General features: G+C 70.6%; 15 protein-coding genes and 1 tRNA gene. 11 read left to right on the top strand and 5 right to left on the bottom strand.

The annotated features are described in order from the left end of the window. The first annotated feature begins 183 nt into the window (after nt 1-183). Both rplJ and rplL read left to right on the top strand, forming a co-directional pair. Nucleotides 184-699 (top strand): 50S ribosomal protein L10, encoded by a 516-nt coding sequence (gene rplJ / locus AAEP80_RS15550; protein WP_123655473.1) that lies wholly within the window; start codon nt 184-186, stop codon nt 697-699. Nucleotides 700-753: 54 nt separating this feature from the next. After that, nucleotides 754-1,137: a 50S ribosomal protein L7/L12 gene (rplL, locus tag AAEP80_RS15545; protein ID WP_413601492.1), complete on the top strand. Its 384-nt coding sequence runs from the start codon at nt 754-756 to the stop codon at nt 1,135-1,137. A gap of 178 nt (nt 1,138-1,315) precedes the next feature. Here the strand turns inward: rplL and AAEP80_RS15540 are convergent, their stop codons facing one another. Next, nucleotides 1,316-2,236 (bottom strand): hypothetical protein, encoded by a 921-nt coding sequence (locus AAEP80_RS15540; RefSeq protein WP_420365055.1) that lies wholly within the window; start codon nt 2,234-2,236, stop codon nt 1,316-1,318. 241 nt (nt 2,237-2,477) lie between these two features. Beyond that, on the bottom strand, nt 2,478-3,905 hold the full coding sequence (locus AAEP80_RS15535) for an amino acid permease (protein WP_420365054.1): 1,428 nt from the start codon (nt 3,903-3,905) through the stop codon (nt 2,478-2,480). A gap of 169 nt (nt 3,906-4,074) precedes the next feature. Here AAEP80_RS15535 and AAEP80_RS15530 point away from each other — a divergent pair, with 169 nt between their 5' ends. From AAEP80_RS15530 to AAEP80_RS15500, 7 genes are all read left to right on the top strand, one after another. Then, entirely contained in the window at nt 4,075-5,961 is a 1,887-nt protein-coding gene (locus tag AAEP80_RS15530) for an ABC transporter ATP-binding protein (protein ID WP_420366880.1), read from the top strand. A gap of 142 nt (nt 5,962-6,103) precedes the next feature. Continuing rightward, nucleotides 6,104-8,335 carry an adenylate/guanylate cyclase domain-containing protein gene (locus AAEP80_RS15525; protein ID WP_420365053.1) on the top strand — a complete coding sequence of 744 codons (2,232 nt, stop codon included), beginning with the start codon at nt 6,104-6,106 and terminating at the stop codon, nt 8,333-8,335. Continuing rightward, nucleotides 8,332-9,759, top strand: a complete 1,428-nt coding sequence (locus AAEP80_RS15520; protein ID WP_413601496.1) for a mechanosensitive ion channel domain-containing protein — start codon at nt 8,332-8,334, stop codon at nt 9,757-9,759. The genes AAEP80_RS15525 and AAEP80_RS15520 overlap by 4 nt, the downstream gene beginning before the upstream one ends. A 186-nt stretch (nt 9,760-9,945) precedes the next feature. Next, nucleotides 9,946-11,310 carry a cystathionine beta-synthase gene (locus tag AAEP80_RS15515; protein ID WP_420365052.1) on the top strand — a complete coding sequence of 455 codons (1,365 nt, stop codon included), beginning with the start codon at nt 9,946-9,948 and terminating at the stop codon, nt 11,308-11,310. Nucleotides 11,311-11,384: 74 nt separating this feature from the next. After that, nucleotides 11,385-12,530: a cystathionine gamma-synthase gene (locus tag AAEP80_RS15510; RefSeq protein ID WP_402729590.1), complete on the top strand. Its 1,146-nt coding sequence runs from the start codon at nt 11,385-11,387 to the stop codon at nt 12,528-12,530. A 57-nt stretch (nt 12,531-12,587) separates the two neighbouring features. Continuing rightward, nucleotides 12,588-13,976 carry an MFS transporter gene (locus AAEP80_RS15505; RefSeq protein ID WP_420365051.1) on the top strand — a complete coding sequence of 463 codons (1,389 nt, stop codon included), beginning with the start codon at nt 12,588-12,590 and terminating at the stop codon, nt 13,974-13,976. 28 nt (nt 13,977-14,004) lie between these two features. After that, a complete protein-coding gene (locus AAEP80_RS15500; protein ID WP_420365050.1) occupies nt 14,005-14,568 on the top strand; it encodes a substrate-binding domain-containing protein in 564 nt (187 codons plus the stop codon). A gap of 223 nt (nt 14,569-14,791) precedes the next feature. Here AAEP80_RS15500 and AAEP80_RS15495 read toward each other — a convergent pair whose 3' ends face one another. Further along, on the bottom strand, nt 14,792-15,373 hold the full coding sequence (locus tag AAEP80_RS15495; RefSeq protein ID WP_420365049.1) for a TetR/AcrR family transcriptional regulator: 582 nt from the start codon (nt 15,371-15,373) through the stop codon (nt 14,792-14,794). Between the two features lie 229 nt (nt 15,374-15,602). Between AAEP80_RS15495 and AAEP80_RS15490 the strand changes: the two genes are divergently transcribed. Both AAEP80_RS15490 and AAEP80_RS15485 read left to right on the top strand, forming a co-directional pair. After that, on the top strand, nt 15,603-16,859 hold the full coding sequence (locus tag AAEP80_RS15490) for a multidrug effflux MFS transporter (protein ID WP_281265101.1): 1,257 nt from the start codon (nt 15,603-15,605) through the stop codon (nt 16,857-16,859). A gap of 59 nt (nt 16,860-16,918) precedes the next feature. After that, nucleotides 16,919-18,946, top strand: a complete 2,028-nt coding sequence (locus AAEP80_RS15485; RefSeq protein WP_420365048.1) for a helicase HerA-like domain-containing protein — start codon at nt 16,919-16,921, stop codon at nt 18,944-18,946. Between the two features lie 50 nt (nt 18,947-18,996). Here the strand turns inward: AAEP80_RS15485 and AAEP80_RS15480 are convergent, their stop codons facing one another. Together AAEP80_RS15480 and AAEP80_RS15475 are read right to left on the bottom strand one after the other, a co-directional pair. Continuing rightward, nucleotides 18,997-19,551 carry a hypothetical protein gene (locus AAEP80_RS15480; RefSeq protein WP_413601502.1) on the bottom strand — a complete coding sequence of 185 codons (555 nt, stop codon included), beginning with the start codon at nt 19,549-19,551 and terminating at the stop codon, nt 18,997-18,999. Between the two features lie 232 nt (nt 19,552-19,783). After that, nucleotides 19,784-19,871 (bottom strand) — tRNA-Ser (locus AAEP80_RS15475). Nucleotides 19,872-19,960: the final 89 nt, after the last annotated feature.

Genomic DNA, 19,960 nt, shown 5'->3' with positions numbered 1-19,960 from the left:
GCGAAGGTCCTCATCCATGAGGCAACCCGCGCAGGTGTTCAGAACCTCTCCATCCGTTCGCGGGGGAGCAGCTCCGAGCCTCTGCGCCGGAGCTTTTTTCATGTGGTGGCTGTGTTCGTCACAGTTGCTGTGTTCGTCACAGTTCGGGACCCGGGGCTACCGGCAAGAACCCCAAGGAGAACCATGGCGAACAAGGAAGCTGCGGTCGCCGAGCTCACGGAGTCCTTCCGTAGCTCGAACGCCGTTCTGCTCACCGAGTACCGCGGTCTCACGGTCGCGCAGCTCAAGGAGCTCCGCAACTCGATCCGTGAGCACGCCACGTACGCCGTGGTGAAGAACACGCTGACCAAGATCGCGGCGAACAACGCCGGCATCTCGTCGTTCGACGACGAGCTCGCCGGTCCGTCCGCTCTCGCCTTCGTCCACGGTGACACCGTCGCCGTCGCGAAGTCGCTGCGTGCATTCGCCAAGGCGAACCCCGAGCTCGTGGTGAAGGGCGGTTACTTCGACGGTAACCCGCTCACCGCGACCGAGGTGGACAAGCTCGCCGACCTCGAGTCCCGTGAAGTTCTGCTCGGCAAGCTCGCCGGCGCCTTCAAGGCCTCGCTGTTCGGTGCTGCGTACCTGTTCAACGCACCTCTCTCGCAGGCCGTCCGCACGGTGGACGCCCTCCGCGAGAAGCAGGAGTCCGCGGCCTGATCAGGCTCGCGTTCCACAACCACACCACGCATCAGTAAGTAGTAGGAGAAAATCATGGCGAAGCTTTCGCAGGACGAGCTCATCGAGGCCTTCAAGGAGCTCACGCTCATCGAGCTCTCGGACTTCGTGAAGAAGTTCGAAGAGGTCTTCGAGGTCACCGCGGCCGCCCCGGTCGCCGCTGCCGCTCCGGCCGGCGCTGCCGCTCCGGCCGAGGCCGCTGAGGAGAAGACCGAGTTCGACGTCATCCTCAAGTCCGCCGGTGACAAGAAGATCCAGGTCATCAAGGAGGTCCGTGGCCTCACGTCGCTCGGCCTGGGCGAGGCCAAGGCGCTCGTCGAGACCGCCGACGCGAAGATCCTCGAGGGTGCGAACAAGGAGACGGCCGACAAGGCGAAGGAGGCCCTCGAGGCCGCCGGCGCCACGGTCGAGCTCGCGTAAGTACCGATCCGGTCACGAAGGCCGCTGCCCCTCGGGGTGGCGGCCTTCGTCGTGTGCGGGGGCGGCGGGCGGCTCGGCGAGCCCGAGTCTCGGGCTGGGCGACAGTTCTCGCGATCGGCGGCCCGAGAAGTGTCGCTGGGCCCGAGTCTCGGCAATGGGGGCGCGAGTCTCGATGCAGTCAGAAGACGACTCGGTGCTGCCGGAAGAGCGCGCGCAGGCGATCGGGGTCGGAGAGGTGCCACCACGTTGGCCGCACGACGGTGCGGACGACCGGGAGCGAGCGCAGTCGGTCCTCTCTGATCTTCTCGAGCCAGACCGCTTCCCCGGCGGTCCGGCCGCGGAGCACCTCGGTGTCGGTGTACTTCTGCTTCCCGTCGAACTCGACGATCATGCCGAGGTCCTCGAACCAGAAATCGACCCGGTCGACGGTCCCGTCATCGTGGTGGAACTCGTGCTGCGCGACGGGCCGTGGGAGCCCCAGTTCGACCATGCGGATGGAGGCGTACGACTCGCCGGGTGACTCGTGCAGGGGATCGAGAGCGGCGGCGACCGTTCGGCTTCGGACCGAGCCGCGTCGTGGTCCTTCCGGGAGTGCGGCCACGAACTCCTCGATCGTCAGCGTCCCGTTCCGCACAGCATGGTCCACGGCGACCGCGGCCCGAGCTGGTTCGAGTGTCACCGCGAGGTCGGTCGCGGTGCGGAGGATCGACGTGAGCGGAACTCCGGCGAAGGTCCACCGCGGACGTCCGGTGTCGGGGTCACCGGCGTGTCGGACCACGTGGGCGCGGTGCTCGGTTCGCATCGTCGCACTGTCCGTGACGTGGACGCGCTCCGGGAACCCGCCGATCAGCGGCCAACCGAAGGCGAGCGCAGCGGTCAGGTGCGAGAACGCAGCGGTCGCTCGGATCTTCGGCGCGACAGCACGCGCGACGACGAGGTGGCGCTCGACCGCTCCGAGGTCTCGCCAGGTCGTCGCGTCGACGAAGACGCCGTCGACCACGCGCACGAGCTGGCCGCTCCGGTGCCGTCGTTGCAGCGACCGCGCTCCGGATCGGTCGTGGTCCGTCGTGCGCAGCAGTCGGATGTCGTGCGTGCTCATGACCGCAGCGTGTCGCGCCGGTCGCGGGGCACGTGCTCGCCGTCTGAGACCTGTGGACAGTGGGCGGTGTTCTGCAGCCTGTGGGCGAGTCTCGCCGGGCGGGCCGCAAGGCTCGCCCTGGGAATTCCGAGTCTCGTGCTGGACGACCGTACTCGCGCGTCTGGGCACAAGATCGGTCGCTCAGACCGAGTCTCGGTGCGCGGGCCGTACGGCGGCCAGGGCCGCGCGGCCAGCGCCGCGGTCAGGACAAGGTGCTGTGGCGGCGGCCGTAGAGCAGGTAGAGCGCGGCGCCGGCGACCATCCAGATGCCGAAGGCGATCCACGTGCCGATGCCGAGGAACACGGCGAGCAGGACGCAGCACAGCGCACCGAGGATCGGGACGACCGGGAACAGCGGGACCCGGTAGGACCGCTCGAGCTCCGGCTGCGACCGGCGCAGGATGATCACCGAGACGTTCACGAGCGCGAACGCCACGAGCGTCCCGATGCTCGTCGCGTCGGCGAGTTCACCGAGCGGTACCAGGGCGGCGACGATCGTCACGACGATGCCGATGATCAGGGTGTTCGCGATCGGGGTACCCGTGCGCCGCGAGACCCGCCCGAACACCCGCGGGACCAGTCCGTCGCGCGCCATGGTCAGCAGGATGCGGGTCTGTCCGTAGAGCACCGTCAGCACGACGCTCGCGATCGCGATGACGGCACCGATCGAGAAGACGAGGGCGACGAGCGGCTGGCCGGTCACGTCGACGACGATGCGGACCAGGGACGCCTCGGTGGACGAGAACGACGTCCAGGGCCGGGCACCGATCGCGGCGATGGCCACGAGGATGTAGAGCGCGGTGATGAGCGCGATGGACCCGATGATGGCGCGGGGGAGGTCACGGCGGGGGTTCTTCGCCTCGTCGCCCGCGGTGGACGCGGCGTCGAACCCGATGTAGGAGAAGAACAGCCGTGACGCCGCAGCGGTCACACCCGCGGCTCCCATCGGGGCGAGCGGCTCGAAGTTCTGGGTCCGGAACGCCGTGAAGGCCACGGCGACGAAGAACACCAGCAGCGCGATCTTCACGACGACCATCAGCGTGTTCACCCAGGCGCTCTCGCGGGCACCGGGGATCAGGATCGCGGTCGCGATGAGCACGAGCGCCGCCGCCGGGAGGTTGACCAGTCCGCCCTCGCCGGGAGGAGCGGCCAGCGCGGTCGGCAGGTGCAGCCCGAACACCTTGAGGGTCTCGTCGACGTACTCGCTCGCACCGACCGCGACGGCCGCGACCGAGACGGCGTACTCGAGCACCAGACACCAGCCGCAGACCCAGGCGATCCCCTCGCCCATGGTGGCGTAGGTGTACGAGTAGCTCGAGCCGGAGGTCGGGACGGCGCCGGCCATCTCCGCGTAGGACAGCGCCGACAGCAGCGCCGCGACGCCGGCGAGCACGAAGGAGATCCACACCGCGGGGCCGGCGAGCGGCACCGCGGTGCCGAGGACGACGAGGATGCCGGTGCCGAGCGTCGCGCCGACGCTGATCATCGTCAGGTGCCAGACCCCGAGCGTCCGGCGCAGCGGCTCCCCGTTGACGCCCGTCGCGGACTCGGACTGCAGTTGGTCGATCGGCTTCCGTCGCGCGAGCTGGTGACGCAGGGACGTTGCGGGGCGGGACGGCGCGGACGACATGGGACCTCGTGGTGCGGGGAACGGGACGGATCATGCTCGCACGGCCCCGGATGGGGGTCAATTCCACAGATCCGTGCAGGTGGCGTCCCGACGTCGGGGCCCGGGGATACATTTGCTCGAGTGAGCGCACCGTCCGGTGGGCACCGGGCGGAAGGACCTCGCGATGAGCATGCCGGGGATGCGCGGCGGCGGCGGTGGCGGTCGCGGCGGCCGGATCTCGAGCGGCGACTACGACGCACAGAAGGCCGCCAACGCCGAGGCGCCACGGATCCCGCACCTGCTGCGACGCATCGCCGGCCTCTTCGTCCCGCACCGTCGGTCGATCGTCTTCACGGTCGTGCTCGTGCTCATCGGGGCGGCCCTCTCGGTGATCCCGCCGCTCCTGACGCAGAAGGCGTTCGACCTCGGCCTGTTCCCGAAGTCGGGGACACCCGACCTGCCGGTGCTGTTCTGGCTGGTGACCGCGATGGTCGTCCTGTGGATCGCCAGCGCCGGCGTCGGCGTGTGGCAGACGTACCTCACGGCGACGGTGGGCAACAAGGTGATGGGCGCGATGCGCATGCGCCTGTTCGCCCACCTGCAGCGGATGGAGCTCGCCTTCTTCACCCGTACCAAGACCGGGGTGATCCAGTCGCGCCTGCAGAACGACGTCGGCGGCGTCGCGAGCGTGCTGAACAACACGATCTCGTCGGTGCTCGGCAACACGGTCACGGTGATCGCGGCGGTGGTCGCGATGCTCCTGCTGAGCTGGCAGATGACCCTGGTGGCGGTCGTCCTGCTGCCGTTCCTGGTCATCGCCCAGCGCAAGGTCGGTCAGGTCCGCGCGAAGATCGCCGGGCAGACGCAGGAGTCGCTCTCCGACATGACCGCCATCACGCAGGAAGCCCTGAGCGTCTCGGGCATCCTGCTCGCCAAGAGCTTCAACCAGCAGCGCAGCGAGACCCACCGCTACGGCGACGAGAACCGCAACCAGATCGCGTTGCAGGTCCGGCAGCAGATGTCCGGCCAGTGGTTCTTCGCGATCGTGCAGATCTTCCTGTCGATCATCCCGGCGATCATCTACCTCGTCGCCGCCTACCTGATCCTCGGCGGCGTCCCGATCACGGCCGGCACGATCGTCGCGTTCACGACGGTGCAGTCCCGGCTGCTGTTCCCGACCGTGGGGCTGCTGCGCGTCGTCCTCGACCTGCAGACCTCCGGCGCGCTGTTCGCCCGCATCTTCGAGTACCTCGACCTGAAGCCGGCGATCACGGACTCGCCGACGGCCGGCAAGGTCGACGAGACCCGCGTGGGCCACGTCGCCTTCGACGACGTGACGTTCACCTACCCGGACGGCGAAGCCGACAAGCCGACGCTCCGCGGGGTCTCGTTCGAGCTCGAACCCGGGCAGTTCGCCGCGTTCGTCGGGCCGTCCGGCGCCGGCAAGACCACCGTCTCGTACCTCGTCCCGCGGCTCTACGAGGCGACGAAGGGCTCGGTGCGGTTCGCCGGCGCCGACGTCCGTGACCTCGAGCACGAGGACCTCATGCGGCACGTCGGGATCGTCAGCCAGGAGACCTACCTGTTCCACGCCACGATCGGCGACAACCTCCGCTACGCCAAACCCGACGCCACGGACGAGGAACTCGAGCGTGCTGCTCGCGCGGCGAACATCCACGAGACGATCGCGTCGTTCCCCGACGGGTACGACACCGTGGTCGGGGAGCGCGGCTACCGACTGTCCGGCGGCGAGAAGCAGCGCATCGCGATCGCGCGGGTCATGCTCAAGGACCCGCCGGTCCTGGTGCTCGACGAAGCGACGAGTGCGCTCGACTCCATCTCCGAACGCGTCGTGCAGACGGCCCTCGACGCCGCTGCACAGGGGCGCACCACGATCTCGATCGCGCACCGGCTCTCCACCGTGCGCGACGCCGACGTGATCTTCGTGCTCGATCACGGTCGGATCGTGGAGCAGGGCACGCACGACGAACTGCTGGCGCTCGACGGCATCTACGCGATGCTGCACCTCCAGCAGAACACCCCGATCGAAGCGGCAACCGGCGCCATCGACGCGTGACACCGGTGCAACCGGACGCAACCCGGAGCAACTGCTGACACGCGTGTTGCGCACGTGGTACTTGTGATTGGACGCCGATCCCGCGGCGCTGCACCACCGGTTCCTGTGCACGCGATCGCCGTGCCTCCTGATCGGAGTTCCCGTGACAGCAGTCCCTCCAGCAGCCCCCGACGCGGACCCGATCCCGCAAGCAGAGCCCGGGACCCAAACCGGTTCGATCCGGGTGATCGACCAGCCGGCACGCCGCAAGGGGCGCTGGCGCCGGTTCGTCACCACCGGCTCGCTCGACATCCAGTCGAAGCTGCTCGTGATGCTCCTCGGTGTGAGCGTGTTGGCGGCCCTGGTGATCGGCGCCGTCGGGTACGTGAACGGCCGGAACGCCCTGCAGACGGCGGCGCTGAACCAGGTGACGTCGCTGCGGGAGTCGCGCATCACCGAGCTGAAGCGTTCGTTCAACCAGTTCACGCAGACCGTGGTCTCGCAGAGTCGCAACGCGAGCGTGATCGGCGCCACGAAGGCGTTCACGTCCGGATGGGACGACCTGCAGGACACCCCGGTGTCGGCGAGCGACCGGAGCAAGGTCGACGGCTGGTACCAGGACACGTTCGTCCCGCAGCTCGACGCTCGCAGCGGCGGCACGGCGAACCCGGAGCAGTTCGCACCGACCCAGGACCCGCAGGCGTACCTGCAGGCGAGGTACACGGCGCCGTACGACGACTACGACAAGGCGATCCAGCAGGACGACGCCGGTGACGGCAGCTCGTGGTCGGCTGCGCACGCCGAGTACCAGCCCTACTTCCGCCAGGTCGTCGACGCCCAGGGGTACGAGGACGTCGCCCTCCTCGACACGGACGGCGACGTCGTGTACTCCGCGTACGCCGGCGCGGACCTCGGGACGAACCTGGAGGACGGCCCGTACCGCGACTCGAACCTGGCGACCGGGTACAAGGAGGCGCTGCAGCTGACGAGCTCGGACGACATCGTGGTGACGGACTTCGCGCGGTACGTCCCGAGCCTGAACGTGCCGACGCTCTGGGTGATGTCTCCCGTCGCCGAGGACGGCAAGGTGCTCGGCGTGCTGGCCGTGCAGGTGCCCGTCGACCTGATCACCCAGGTGATGACCGGCAACCAGGACTGGGCGCGGGACGGGCTCGGCGACACCGGTGAGTCGTACCTCGTCGGCGACGACCACCTGATGCGCTCCTACCCCAGGCAGCTCATCGAGCACCCGAAGCAGTACGAGCGGGACGTGGTCTCGGCCGGCACCGCTCCGGCGACGGCGAAACGCGAGGTGCAGGTCAAGGGGTCGGTCCTGCTCCAGCAGGTGAACACCACCCCGGTGAGCCGTGCACTGCAGGGCAAGACGGGCACGGTGATCGCGGACGACTACCGCGGCAAGGAGACCCTGGCGGCCTACGCACCGCTCGAGGTGGACGGCCTGCGCTGGGTGGTGGTCGCGCAGATGGACACGTCAGAGGCGTTCGCGCCGATCAACGAGCTCACCAGGAACATCGGGCTCGCGCTCGTCGGGATCATCGTCCTGGTGTCCCTGCTGTCGCTGCTGCTCGCGCAGGTGTTCGTCCGGCCGATCAGACGCCTGCAGACCGCGGTCAACCGCGTGAGCGCGGGCGAGATCGGCGTCGAGGTCCGCGCGAAGCAGGGCGACGAGATCGGCGACCTCGGGCTCGCGTTCAACGACATGAGCCGGAGCCTCAAGGTCAAGCAGGACCTGCTCGACGACCAGCGACGGCAGAACGACGCGCTGCTGCGGACGATGATGCCGGACGAAGTCGCCAAGCGGTACAAGCAGGGCGACCAGACGATCGCAGCTGACCACCAGGACGTCGCGGTGGTCTACGCCGACATCATCGGGTTCGACGACTTCGCGAGGGACCTGTCGGCGGAGGAGTCCCTCGCGCTCGTGAACGACGTCTGGCGGTCCTTCGACGACGCCGCACAGCGCCATGGCGTCGAACGCGTGCGGTCGACGAGGAGCGGGTACCTGGCGAGCTGCGGCCTGTCGGTGCCCCGGGTGGACAACGTCCGCAGGGTCGTCGACTTCACCGCGGACGCGCAGGCCGTCATCGACCGGTTCAACGCGCAGAACGGCGCATCGATCGGCCTCAGGGCCGGCATCGACACCGGTGAGGTGACGAGCGGCCTGGTCGGCAAGTCGAGCCTGATCTACGACATGTGGGGCGACGCCGTCAGCCTGGCCTTCCGGGTGCAGGGCATCGCGCCGACACCAGGGGTCTTCGCGACGCAGCGGGTGGTCGACAAGCTCGGCGACCGGAACGACCTGGAAGAGGCCGGCCTCGTCGAGACGCAGGGCGGCCCGCAGCGGGTGTGGAAGTTCGTCAGGAGTGCGCGATGACCCCGTTCTGGCAGCAGGACTGGTTCTGGCCGGCGATCGTCGTGATCATCGGGCTGCCGGTCGTGCTGCTCGTCCTCACCGAGTGGCAGTCGAACCTGCAGCGGCGCGGCAACGACCTGCACAAGATCATCGGCCTGCTCCGGAACGCGGTCGTCCCGCTCATCGCGATCTTCATCCTGTCGACGCAGGTCACCGAGGCGGTCGACCCGAAGGAGGTGACGGCGAACCGGATCATCGGGACCGTCCTCGGGTTCCTCGTGATCATCTTCGTGCTCAACGGCCTGAACATCATGCTGTTCACGAACGCCAGGAAGGGCACCTGGCGCGAGAAGATCCCGTCGATCTTCGTCGACATCGCCAGGATCGTGCTCATCGCCCTCGGGCTCGCGCTGGTCTTCAAGCTCGTCTGGAACGCGGACGTCGGCGGCATCTTCACGGCGCTCGGCGTCGGGTCGCTCGTCATCGGCCTCGCGCTGCAGTCCGCGGTCGGCCCGGTCATCGCCGGCCTGTTCCTGCTGTTCGAGCAGCCGTTCCGCCTGGGTGACTGGCTCGACACCGGCGGCGCGCGGGGCCGGGTCGTCGAGGTGAACTGGCGGTCGGTGCACATCGACACCGGCAACGGCATCCTGATCATGCCGAACTCGTCGCTCGCGGGCGCGTCGTTCACGAACCTGTCCAGGACGGGCGGCACGTTCCCGGTGTCGACCGAGGTCACCTTCACGACCGACGACCCGCCGGCGGCCGTCGTGGCGCTCCTCCAGCGCATCGCGGCGGAACTCCCGCAGAAGTACCCGGGCACGACGCCGTCAGCGGTGCCGATCGGCGGAGCTGCCTACTCGGTGTCGTTCGAGGTGCGCGGGCCGTCGCAGGAGGGCGACGCGCTCGCCGTGTTCCGGCTGTGGCTCTGGTACGCCGCACGTCGTGCCGGGCTCGGGCTCGACGGCGACACCACGGACGACTTCGTCACCGACGAGCGCCGTGACGCCGCCGTGGACACGATCGCGCCGACGCTCTACCTGGGCGCAGACGACGCGATCGCGCTGCGCCCCGTCGTCCGGCTCGAGCGGTACGCGGCGGGGGAGACGATCATGCGCCCCGGAGTCGTTCCGCGGGCACTGCGGTTCGTCCTGTCCGGCAGCGTCGAGCTCCGCGTCCCGTTCGAGGACGAGCAGCTCCCGGCGTCCAGGGTCGAAGCAGGCGACTACGTCGGGCAGACCGCGCTGACGCGGGAGGTCGTGCAGACCAACCAGGTCGCCCTGACCGAGGTGACGGTGCTCGTGGTCCCGGTCGAGGCGATCGACACCATCGTGCGGTCGTCGCCGCAACTCGCGAAGGACATCGGTGCGGTCATCGACCGGCGGCACCAGGACGTCGCCGACGCGCTCGAGGCGCGGATCGCGCAGCTCCGCGCCGTGGCGAGCTGACCCGGCGGCCTGCGGCAGCGGCTCGGTCGCGTTCCGTGCGGTCTGGAGGCTCGGTGCCAGCTGGCACCGTGCCTCCCCCCATCGGCACGGCCGGCACGCCGCTGGCGCGTCGCGCCGGCACCGGCGGCGTGGGCCCGGTCCGACACATGCTGACTCGCACAGGGAGGCAGTCCGTAGACTCGGTGCGTGCGTTACGCGAACTCCGTCGTCGACCTCGTCGGCGACACCCCCCTCGTCCGCCTGAACCGCGTCACCGAGGGCATCCGCGCCACGGTGCTGGTGAAGGTGGAGTACCTGAACCCCGGTGGGTCGTCGAAGGACCGCATCGCCACGCGGATCCTCGACGCCGCCGAAGCCTCAGGCGACCTGCAGCCGGGCGGCACCATCGTCGAGCCCACGTCGGGCAACACCGGCGTCGGGCTGGCCCTCGTCGCCCAGCAGCGCGGGTACCGGTGCGTGTTCGTGCTGCCGGACAAGGTCGGCGAGGACAAGCGCAACGTGCTCACCGCCTACGGCGCCGAGATCGTCGTCACGCCGACGGCCGTCCCGCCGGAGCACCCGGAGTCGTACTACTCGGTGTCCGACCGGCTGGTGCAGGAGATCCCCGGTGCCTACAAGCCGAACCAGTACGCGAACCCGAACGGGCCGCGCAGCCACTACGAGACCACGGGTCCGGAGATCTGGCGCGACACCGACGAGCGCATCACCCACTTCGTCGCCGGCGTCGGCACCGGCGGCACCATCACGGGCACCGGGCGCTTCCTGAAGGAGGCGTCGGACGGCCGCGTGCGGATCGTCGGCGCCGACCCCGAGGGCTCCGTGTACTCCGGCGGCACCGGCCGTCCGTACCTGGTCGAGGGCGTCGGCGAGGACTTCTGGCCGTCGGCGTACGACCCCGAGGTCCCCGACGAGATCATCGCGGTGTCGGACGCCGAGTCGTTCGCGATGACCCGTCGCCTGGCGCGTGAAGAGGGCCTGCTCGTCGGCGGCTCGAGCGGCATGGCCGTCGTCGCGGCGCTCCGTGCGGCGCAGGACCTGACCGAGGACGACGTCGTCGTGGTGCTCCTGCCGGACGGCGGGCGGGGCTACCTCGGCAAGATCTTCAACGACCGCTGGATGCGCTCCTACGGGTTCGCGGAGACCGACGACGCCCGGACCGTCGGGTCGCTCATCGCCGGCAAGGACGGCCGTCTGCCCGACCTCGTCCACGCACACCCGTCGGACACCGTCCGCGAGGTCGTCGACATCATGACCAAGTACGGCGTCTCGCAGATGCCCGTGCTGAGCGCCGAGCCGCCCGTCGTCATCGGCGAGGTCGTCGGCGCGGTGGAGGAGAAGGCACTCCTCGAGCAGGTCTTCACCGGTGCCGCGAAGATGGCGGACGCGCTCACCGCCTTCGTCGGCGACCCGCTGCCGCTCATCGGCGTCGGCGAGTCCGTGTCGGCGGCCCGGCGGGCGCTGGAGTCCGTCGACGCGCTCCTCGTCGTCGAGGACGGCAAGCCCGTCACCGTGCTCACCCGGCACGACCTGCTCACCTACCTGTCCGAGTGAGCGCGGCAGCGCACCCACCGTGCGCTGCGCGACCGACGCGATCCGAGCCTCCCGTTGCGACCTGGAGAAAGCACATGACCGAGTTCAGCACCCGCGCCATCCACGCCGGCCAGGAGCCCGACGGCCCCACCGGCGCCGTCATCCCGCCGCTCCACCTGACGTCGACCTACGTGCAGGACGGCATCGGGCAGATGCGGAACGGCTACGAGTACTCCCGATCCGGCAACCCGACGCGTGACTCCCTGCAGACCCTGCTCGCCGACCTCGACGGTGGCGTCGCCGCGTACTCGTTCTCGTCCGGCCTGGCCGCCGAGGACGCCCTGCTCCGCGCCACGCTGACGCCGGGTTCGCGCGTCGTCATGGGCAACGACGTCTACGGCGGCACGCACCGGCTCGTGAACCGGCTGCACGTACCGTGGGGTGTCGAACTCGTCGTCGTCGACATGAGCGACCTCGACCGGGTCCGTGCCGCACTGCAGGACGCGCCGGCGTCGACCGTTCTGTGGGTCGAGACCCCGACCAACCCGCTCATGAAGATCGCCGACATCGAGGCACTCGCCGCCGTCGGACACGACGCCGGCGCGCTCGTGGTCGTCGACAACACCTTCGCGTCGCCGTACCTCCAGCAGCCGCTCGCCCTCGGCGCGGACGTCGTCGCGTACTCCACCACGAAGTACCTCGGCGGACACTCCGACGTCGTCGGCGGGGCGATCGTGCTGCGGGATCAGGAGCTCGCCGACAAGGTCCAGTTCCTGCAGTTCGGCGCCGGTGCGATCTCGTCGCCGTTCGACGCATGGCTGACGATCCGCGGCATCAAGACGCTCGCGGTCCGGATGGAGCGGCACTCGCAGAACGCGCAGGCGGTCGCCGAGGCACTCGTCGGCGACCCCGCGGTGGAGCACGTCTACTACCCGGGGCTCACCGACCACCCCGGGCACGACGTCGCCGCCCGGCAGATGCGCGGGTTCGGCGGGATGCTCTCGGTCGCGCTCGCGGGTGGTCCGGAGGCGGCGAAGCGGTTCGCCGAGTCGACGGAGGTGTTCGCGCTCGCCGAGTCGCTCGGCGGGGTGGAGTCGCTCATCGGGTACCCGAGCGAGATGACCCACGCGTCCGTGAAGGGCACCGAGCTCGAGGTCCCGGAGAACATCGTGCGCCTGTCGGTCGGCATCGAGGACGCCGGCGACCTGGTCGCGGACGTCCAGCAGGCGCTCCGCCGCTGACCCGGCGCCGACCCGCCGCGGACCCGCGGTCCGTCCGGTCGCCGCTAGCCTGGGCGGGTGACCGCCACGACGCCGACGAGGACGACCCTGTTCAGCAGGGGGTACGCCCTCCCGACGATCGGGATGGTCGCGATCGTGGCCGTCGCCGCGTTCCAGAACCTGGCGATGACGACGATCATGCCGGAGATCAGCCGGGACCTGCACGGGGAGACGCTGTACTCGCTGAGCTTCGCGGCACCGCTCGCCGCCGGCGTCCCGGGGATGGTGCTCGCCGGCAACTGGACGGACCGGGCGGGCGGCCGCGTGGTGGCGTGGGTGTCCGCGGCGCTCTTCGCCGTCGGGACCGCGATCGTCATGCTCGCGCCGACGATGCCGGTGTTCCTCGCCGGTCGTCTGGTCGAGGGCTTCGGCGCCGGCGCGATCGACGTGGTGCTCTACGTCCTGGTCGCCCGGATCTTCCCCGCGGAGCTCCACGGTCCCGTGTTCGCCGGGTTCGCCGCGGCGTGGGTGGTCCCGGCACTCGTCGGTCCAGCGCTCGCCGGCTTCGTCACGGAGCTCTCCAGCTGGCACTGGGTGTTCGCCGGGGCGCTCGTGATCGCCGTCGTCGCGTTCAGCCTGCTGGTGCCGACCCTCGGACGGCTCCACCCGCCGGCCGCTGCACTCCGCCCACCGTGGCAGCGCGGGCGGATCGCGTGGTCCGTCGCGGCCGCCGTCGCCGTCCTCCTGCTCAACGTCGCTCCGGACCTGCCGGTCGTGCCACGCATCGCCGCGGTGGTCGTCGGGCTCGTCGGCGCCTGGGTCGCCCTGCGTCCGCTGCTGCCGCGTCGCACCCTGACCGCCGCTCCCGGTCTGCCGTCGGTGGTGCTGCTCCGCGGCGTCCTCGCTGCTGGGTTCTTCGGCGCCGAGGCGTACGTGCCGTTCCTCCTGCAGGCGCAGCACGGGCTCTCGCCGTCCGCGGCCGGGCTGGCGTTGACCGTCGCGGCGCTCAGCTGGGCCGGCGCGAGCTGGGTGCACGGGCGGTTGGGGGAGCGTCGGTTCACCGCGACGTGGGCGTTCGGCGTCGGGCTCGGCCTCGTCGTCGTCAGTCTGGTCGCGGCGTTCGCGGTGGCGGCGGGGGACCTGCCGGTCTGGGTGCTCGTGGCCGGTTGGTTCGTCGGTGGTGCCGGGATGGGCGTCGCGTACCCGCGCACCTCGATGCTGACGCTCCGGTTCTCGAGCGAGGGGGACGACGGGTTCGCGAGCTCCGCCCTGACGATCGCGGACGCCGCCGGCAGCGTGGTGGGGCTCGCCGTCGCCGGGTTGCTGTTCACCGCCTCAGGAGGACGGCACGACGCCACGGCGTTCTCCCTCGTGTTCGCCGCGATGACCGTCATCGCGCTCGTCGGGTGGTTCGCCGTCCGCCGACTCGGTCCGGTGCCGCCTCCGTCGTCCGCCGGGAACGGGTAGCGTGGCAGACCCACGTCGAGGAGGAACCGTGCGTCGCATCCTGGCCGCCGCCGCCCTGGTGAGCGCGGTGTTCGTCCTCGCCGGGTGCAGCGGGACGACGTCGGTCGCGCCGACGCCGGTCACGAGCACGGACCTCACCAGCTCGGACGGCGGGTTCGACCAGCACGCCGTCGTCGGGGTCGTGCTGCTCCCGGAAGGAGCCACGCCTGCCGGTGGCGGTGCATCGCTGCCCGACCGGTTCCGCACCTCGCTGACCGAGGCGGGCTTCCGGCCCGACGTGCGGGTCGCCGACGCGGACGACCCGGCCGGATCGCAGCGGACCGCGGTGCGGGACCTCGTGCGTACGGGCGCGAAGGCGCTGCTCGTCCAGGCCGACGACCCCTCGGCGTTGACCGGGGTCCTGCAGACAGCGCACGACGCGGGCGTGGTCGTGGTCGGTCTCGACGGCGCGGTCCCCGCCAGCGGCACCGGTGGCGACGGGGTGTCGTCCGACTACCGCATCACCGGGACGGAGTCCGACGCCGACCTCGTCGAGCAGTCGGTCGCCGCCGTGACGTCGCTCCAGCGGGGCGAGAAGCCGGCCACCGACTGACGCAGGTCGGCCGCTCTGGTCGCGACCGCGGGCCGGACGGGAGGCTCGTGGCGGCCCCGCCACGGGCCTCCCGTCCGGGCGCGTGCACGTTCCGACCCATCACGCGCGGGATGGGATGTGGGATCGAGCGTCGGCGGTCGGAAAAACGGGCCTCCTCCGCGCGAATCAACCCGCTACGCGCGAAGGGGCCACCGACGCGACACCGCGCGGAAGGGCCGGGCGGTCAGCTCCACCACGTCGGGAAGGACGCGGTGATGGTGTCGACGAGGGCCTTGCGGGCACGTCGGGGGCCGGCGAGCCAGGCCTCGATCGCGCCGACGAACCCCTGGGCGACGAAGCCCGCCGCGACGTCGTCGAGGAGTTCCGGGCGCGTGGCCTGGTCGAGCTCCCGGATGTGCAGCGCACTCGACACGGTGAAGTGCTCGACGAGCAGCCGGTGCAGTGAGCCGTCGTCCGGGTCGGGGAGTGCCTTGCCGTAGATGTCCCGGTGCGTGACGACGTGCTCGACGACGGCGTTGATGCCCTTGCGGGTGATCGCGGCCAGTTCCTCGCGGCTCGCACCCCGGTCGGAGGCGACCCGGCGCGCCTCGGCGTCGTCGTCGCGGATGCGGTCGAGCTCCGGGGTGAGCACGTCGGCGAGCAGCGAGCCGGGGGAGACGGCGTGCGAGTAGAACGTGGCACGGTTGATCCCGGCGGCACGCGTGACGTCGGCCACCGTGATCTCGGAGACGGGGCGGTCGGCGGCGAGCCGGAGGATCGCCTCGCGCAGCGCGGCCGTGGTGTGCAGGATCCGAGCGTCCACCATGACGCCCACCCCCTCTTCCGGTACGAGTCCGCCCGGAGGCTCCCGAGCCCTCCGACGGTACCGCAGGTCCGGGAAGGGGCACCGCGTCGACCACGACGACACGCGGCAACGAACGGCGACGGATGCGGCGCGTGCCGACGCGCCCCTAGGATGGTTCCGCGGACGAATCGATTCGATCGATCCCGCGATCACCTCTCCCCACCGCCCCTCATCGTCGAAGGACTCTGCCGTGACCGCGCCCGCGACCACTGGTTCGCTCACCGTCATCCTCCACCCGGGGGACTCGCTCTCCCGCGCACAGCGCCTCGTGTACGTGTTCGTGCTCGGTGCGCTGACCGCGCTCGGGCCGTTCACGATCGACCTGTACCTGCCGGCGTTCCCGTCCCTGAAGGACCAGTTCGGGGTCACCGACGGCGCCGTGCAGCTCACCTTGACCGCGACGACGATCGGCTTCGCGTTCGGCCAGCTGCTCGTCGGCCCGTGGAGCGACAAGGTCGGTCGCCGACTGCCGCTCATCATCGCCACGACCGTGCACATCGCGGCGTCGATCTGCGCGGCGATGGCGCCGAACATCGAGGTGCTCGCCGTCTTCCGGGTGCTGCAGGGCATGGGTGCCGCTGCCGGTGGCGTCGTCGCGATGGCCACCGTCCGGGACCTGTTCGGCGGCAAGCCCCTCGTCCGGATGCTGTCGAGGCTGGCGATGGTGAACGGCCTCGCGCCGATCCTCGCGCCGCTCATCGGGTCCCAGATGCTGCGGTTCGTCAGCTGGCGTGGGATCTTCGTGTTCCTCGCCTGCTACGGCCTGGCCGTCGTGATCGCGTCGATCCTGCTCATCGTGGAGACCCTGCCGCCCGCTCGACGGCACGAGGCCGGCCACTCGACGATGGGGCAGCGCTACCGCGCCCTGTTCTCCGACCGGATCTTCGTCGGGGTCGCACTCATCGGGGCGATGGTCTTCAGCGGGCTGTTCTCCTACCTCAGTGCGTCGCCGTTCCTGTTCCAGGACGTCTTCGGGTTGGACGCCCAGCAGTACGGGCTGCTCTTCGCGGTGAACTCCGTCGGCGTCGTGGTCGGGGTGCAGATCTCGTCGCGGATCGCGCAGCGCGTCGGACCGCAGTGGATCCTGGCGTGCTCGACCGCGACGCTCTTCCTGGCGGCGGTCGCGATCATCGTGCTCGACCTGCTCGGCGCCGGGCTCGTCGGTGTGCTCGTCCCGCTGTGGTTCTTCATCGCGGCCTGCGGGTTCTCGTTCCCGCTCGTGCAGGTGATCGGCCTGGCCGCCCACGGCAAGGAGGCGGGGACCGCTGCCTCCGTGCTCGGCGCCCTGAACTTCGGGGTCGCCGGGCTCATCTCGCCGATCGTCGGGTGGCTCGGTATCTCGCAGGCCGCGCCGATGGCGGCCGTGATGGCGTGCACCTCGGCGGTCGCGATCGTGCTGCTGTGGGCGGTCGTGCGGCCGCGGACGGTGCCGGCGCTCACCCACTGAGCGTCCGCGGTAGACCCAAGACCGTACCGCGGCGGCGCACGCGTCCATAGGCTGTGTCCATGAGCGACGTGGTGGAGCAGGCACGGGCCGCGGCCGAGGCAGCGCGGGCGGCAGCGGACGAGGCGCGACGCCTCGCGGACGAAGCAGCGGCGCGTGCCGAGGAACTCGCGAAGGCGCTCGAGCAGCCGGCGCGGACGTCCGATCCGGAGCCGACGGTGGGGGCCGACCCGGCTCAGGAGCCGGCTGCCGCGACACCGCAGGCCGCACCGGCGACCGGCACCGAGCCTCCCGTCGGGGCGACCGCCGGAACGACCCTCGGGGCGACCGCCGGGACGACCCTCGGGGCGGCCGCCGATGCGGGACCGGGTGGCGGCCCGAGCGGGCCACTCGGCGAAGCGTCCGTCGCGGCGATCCGCGACGGCTACACGGTCGACGGCAGCGCCCTCGAGCTCGGCGCCCTGGTCAACGGCGACCCCCTGCCGGACGTGCAGGTGCGCATCCCGCTCGGCATGCTCAACCGCCACGGCCTGGTGGCCGGCGCGACCGGGACAGGCAAGACCAGGACCCTGCAGGTGCTCGCCGAGCAGATCGCCGCGAACGGCGTCCCGGTGTTCGCCGCCGACATCAAGGGCGACCTGTCCGGGCTCGCGGTGGTCGGGATCGGCAACGAGAAGCTGCTGGCACGGACCGCTGGCATCGGCCAGGACTGGACCCCGGCGGCGAGCCAGGCGGAGTTCTACTCGCTCGGTGGGCAGGGCACCGGCGTGCCGATCCGGGCGACCGTCTCGGGCTTCGGGCCGCTGCTGCTGTCGAAGGTCCTCGGGCTGAACGACACGCAGGAGTCGTCGCTCGGGCTGGTCTTCCACTACGCCGAGCGGGCCGGGCTGCCGCTCGTCGACCTGTCCGACCTCCGGGCCGTCCTGACGTTCCTGGTGAGTGACGAGGGCAAACCGGAACTCGCCGAACTCGGTGGGCTGTCGAAGCAGACGGCAGGCGTGATCCTCCGCGAGCTCATCACCTTCGCGGACCAGGGGGCCGACCAGTTCTTCGGTGAGCCCGAGATCGACACGCAGGTCTTCCTCCGGACCGCCGCGGACGGCCGGGGGATCGTGAGCCTGCTCGAGGTGCCGGGGGTGCAGGACCAGCCGGAGGTCTTCTCGACGTTCCTGATGTGGCTCCTCGCCGACCTGTTCAACGAGCTGCCGGAGGTCGGCGACCAGGACAAGCCGAAACTGGTGTTCTTCTTCGACGAGGCACACCTGCTGTTCAGCGGCGCCTCGAAGGACTTCACCGAACAGATCATCCGCACGGTCCGGCTGATCCGGTCGAAGGGCGTCGGCATCTTCTTCGTCACGCAGACCCCGAAGGACGTCCCCAACGACGTGCTCGCCCAGCTCGGCTCCCGTATCCAGCACCAGCTCCGGGCGCACACCCCCGACGACGCCAAGGCGCTGCGGGCCACCGTGTCGACGTACCCGACGAGCGAGTACGACCTGGGGGAGGTCCTGACGTCGCTGGCCACCGGCGAGGCGATCGTCACCGTGATGAACGAGAAGGGCGCACCGACCCCCGTGGCGTGGACGCGCCTCCGCGCGCCGCAGGGGTCGATGGACCCGATGCCGTCGGCCGAGATGGAGGCTCGGGTCGCCTCGTCCCCGCTCCTCGCCACCTACGGCACCCGCGTCGACCCCGACTCGGCACACGAGATGCTGGCCCGTCGGATGGAGGCTGCTGCTGCGCAGGCTGCTGCCGCGGACGCGCAGGAAGCCGCCGCTGCCGCTGCCGCTGAGGCGGAGAAGGAGGCCGCTCGTGCCGCGGCCGCGGCCGCGAAGGAGGCCGCGGCGCAGGCGAAGCAGGAAGCGCGCGACCGGGCTGCGGCACAGAAGGAGTACGAGCGGACGCAGCGCGAGTTCGAGAAGGCGGAGCGGGCAGCGCAGACCCGACGGTCACGGAGCACGTCGTCGCGGACGTCGACCTCGCGGAAGACGGACGACCCGCTGTCCGAGCTGCTCGGTGGCGGGCTCGGCGGCTCGATCGCGAAAGAGGTGGTGCAGGGGATCTTCTCGACCCTGCGTCGTCGGCGGTAGGGTGTCCGGGCGCTCGGCGCTCGGCGCTTGGTGCGTCGGGTGCTCCTGCGTCAGCGACGGCGGGTTCGGACGGCGGGGTGGCGTCGGCTGAACTCGCGCGTGGACAGCGGACGACCGAGCTCGGTCACCTGCACACCGAGACCGTCGACGATCTGCTCGAGACCGGCGTCGCCCCACACGTCGGCCCGCATCCGGAACAGGCGCGTGCCCTCCGCGTCGAGCGCGACGAGCTCCCGCGAGGTGCGATCGACGGAGCTGCCGAAGGTCGTCGCGAGCACCACGCCCGCAACGGTGTCACGGGCGACGGTCCAACTCGGCGTCAGCACGCCGCGCACGGTGACGCCGTCGGGACCGAGGCCGACGAACGCCGACCGCAGGCGGATGAACAGGAGACCGACCAGGCCACCGAGGACGACGACCACGCTGGCCACGACGGCCCAGATCTGCAACGGGAACGACACCCACACCAGAGCGACGGCCAGGGGCACCGCCGAGAAGACGATGCTCAGCGCGGTGGAGCGGACGAGTGCAGCCCGCGGCCGGACCACGACGTCGTACGTCACCCGGTCCGTCATCGCCGTCGCCGGCGCCGTCGGTTCCCCCACCACTGCTCTCCTCGTCCCCGCGGCCCGTCCGTCCCGGGCGTTCCGCGGGGTCAGCCTAGAGGACTCGCGGGTATCGGCGACAGGTCTGTCCACCCTTCGGTGGCACTCCTTGGCGAACGGGGTGCAACGAGGTCCCCAACCTGGAGGACCGGTGACGTGTCAACCCGTCGGATCCGCTCGGGAACGCCGAAGGCGCACGGTCCGTTGGACACGTGCGCCTTCGATCTGGTGCTGGCGGAGAATGGGGGATTCGAACCCCCGAGGGCTTGCACCCAACACGCTTTCCAAGCGTGCGCCATAGGCCACTAGGCGAATTCTCCTGGCGCCATCTCGCGATGACGACACCCCATGGTACAGGTCTTGCGGGGTGTGGATGACCACCCCGCTCCACAGGTCCTTCGCTCCCAGA

The sequence above is a fragment of the Curtobacterium sp. L3-7 genome (assembly GCF_048756585.1).
Lineage (GTDB): Bacteria > Actinomycetota > Actinomycetes > Actinomycetales > Microbacteriaceae > Curtobacterium.
Note: the sequence above shows the minus strand (reverse complement) of the source record. Positions and strands in the feature narration are given on the sequence as shown.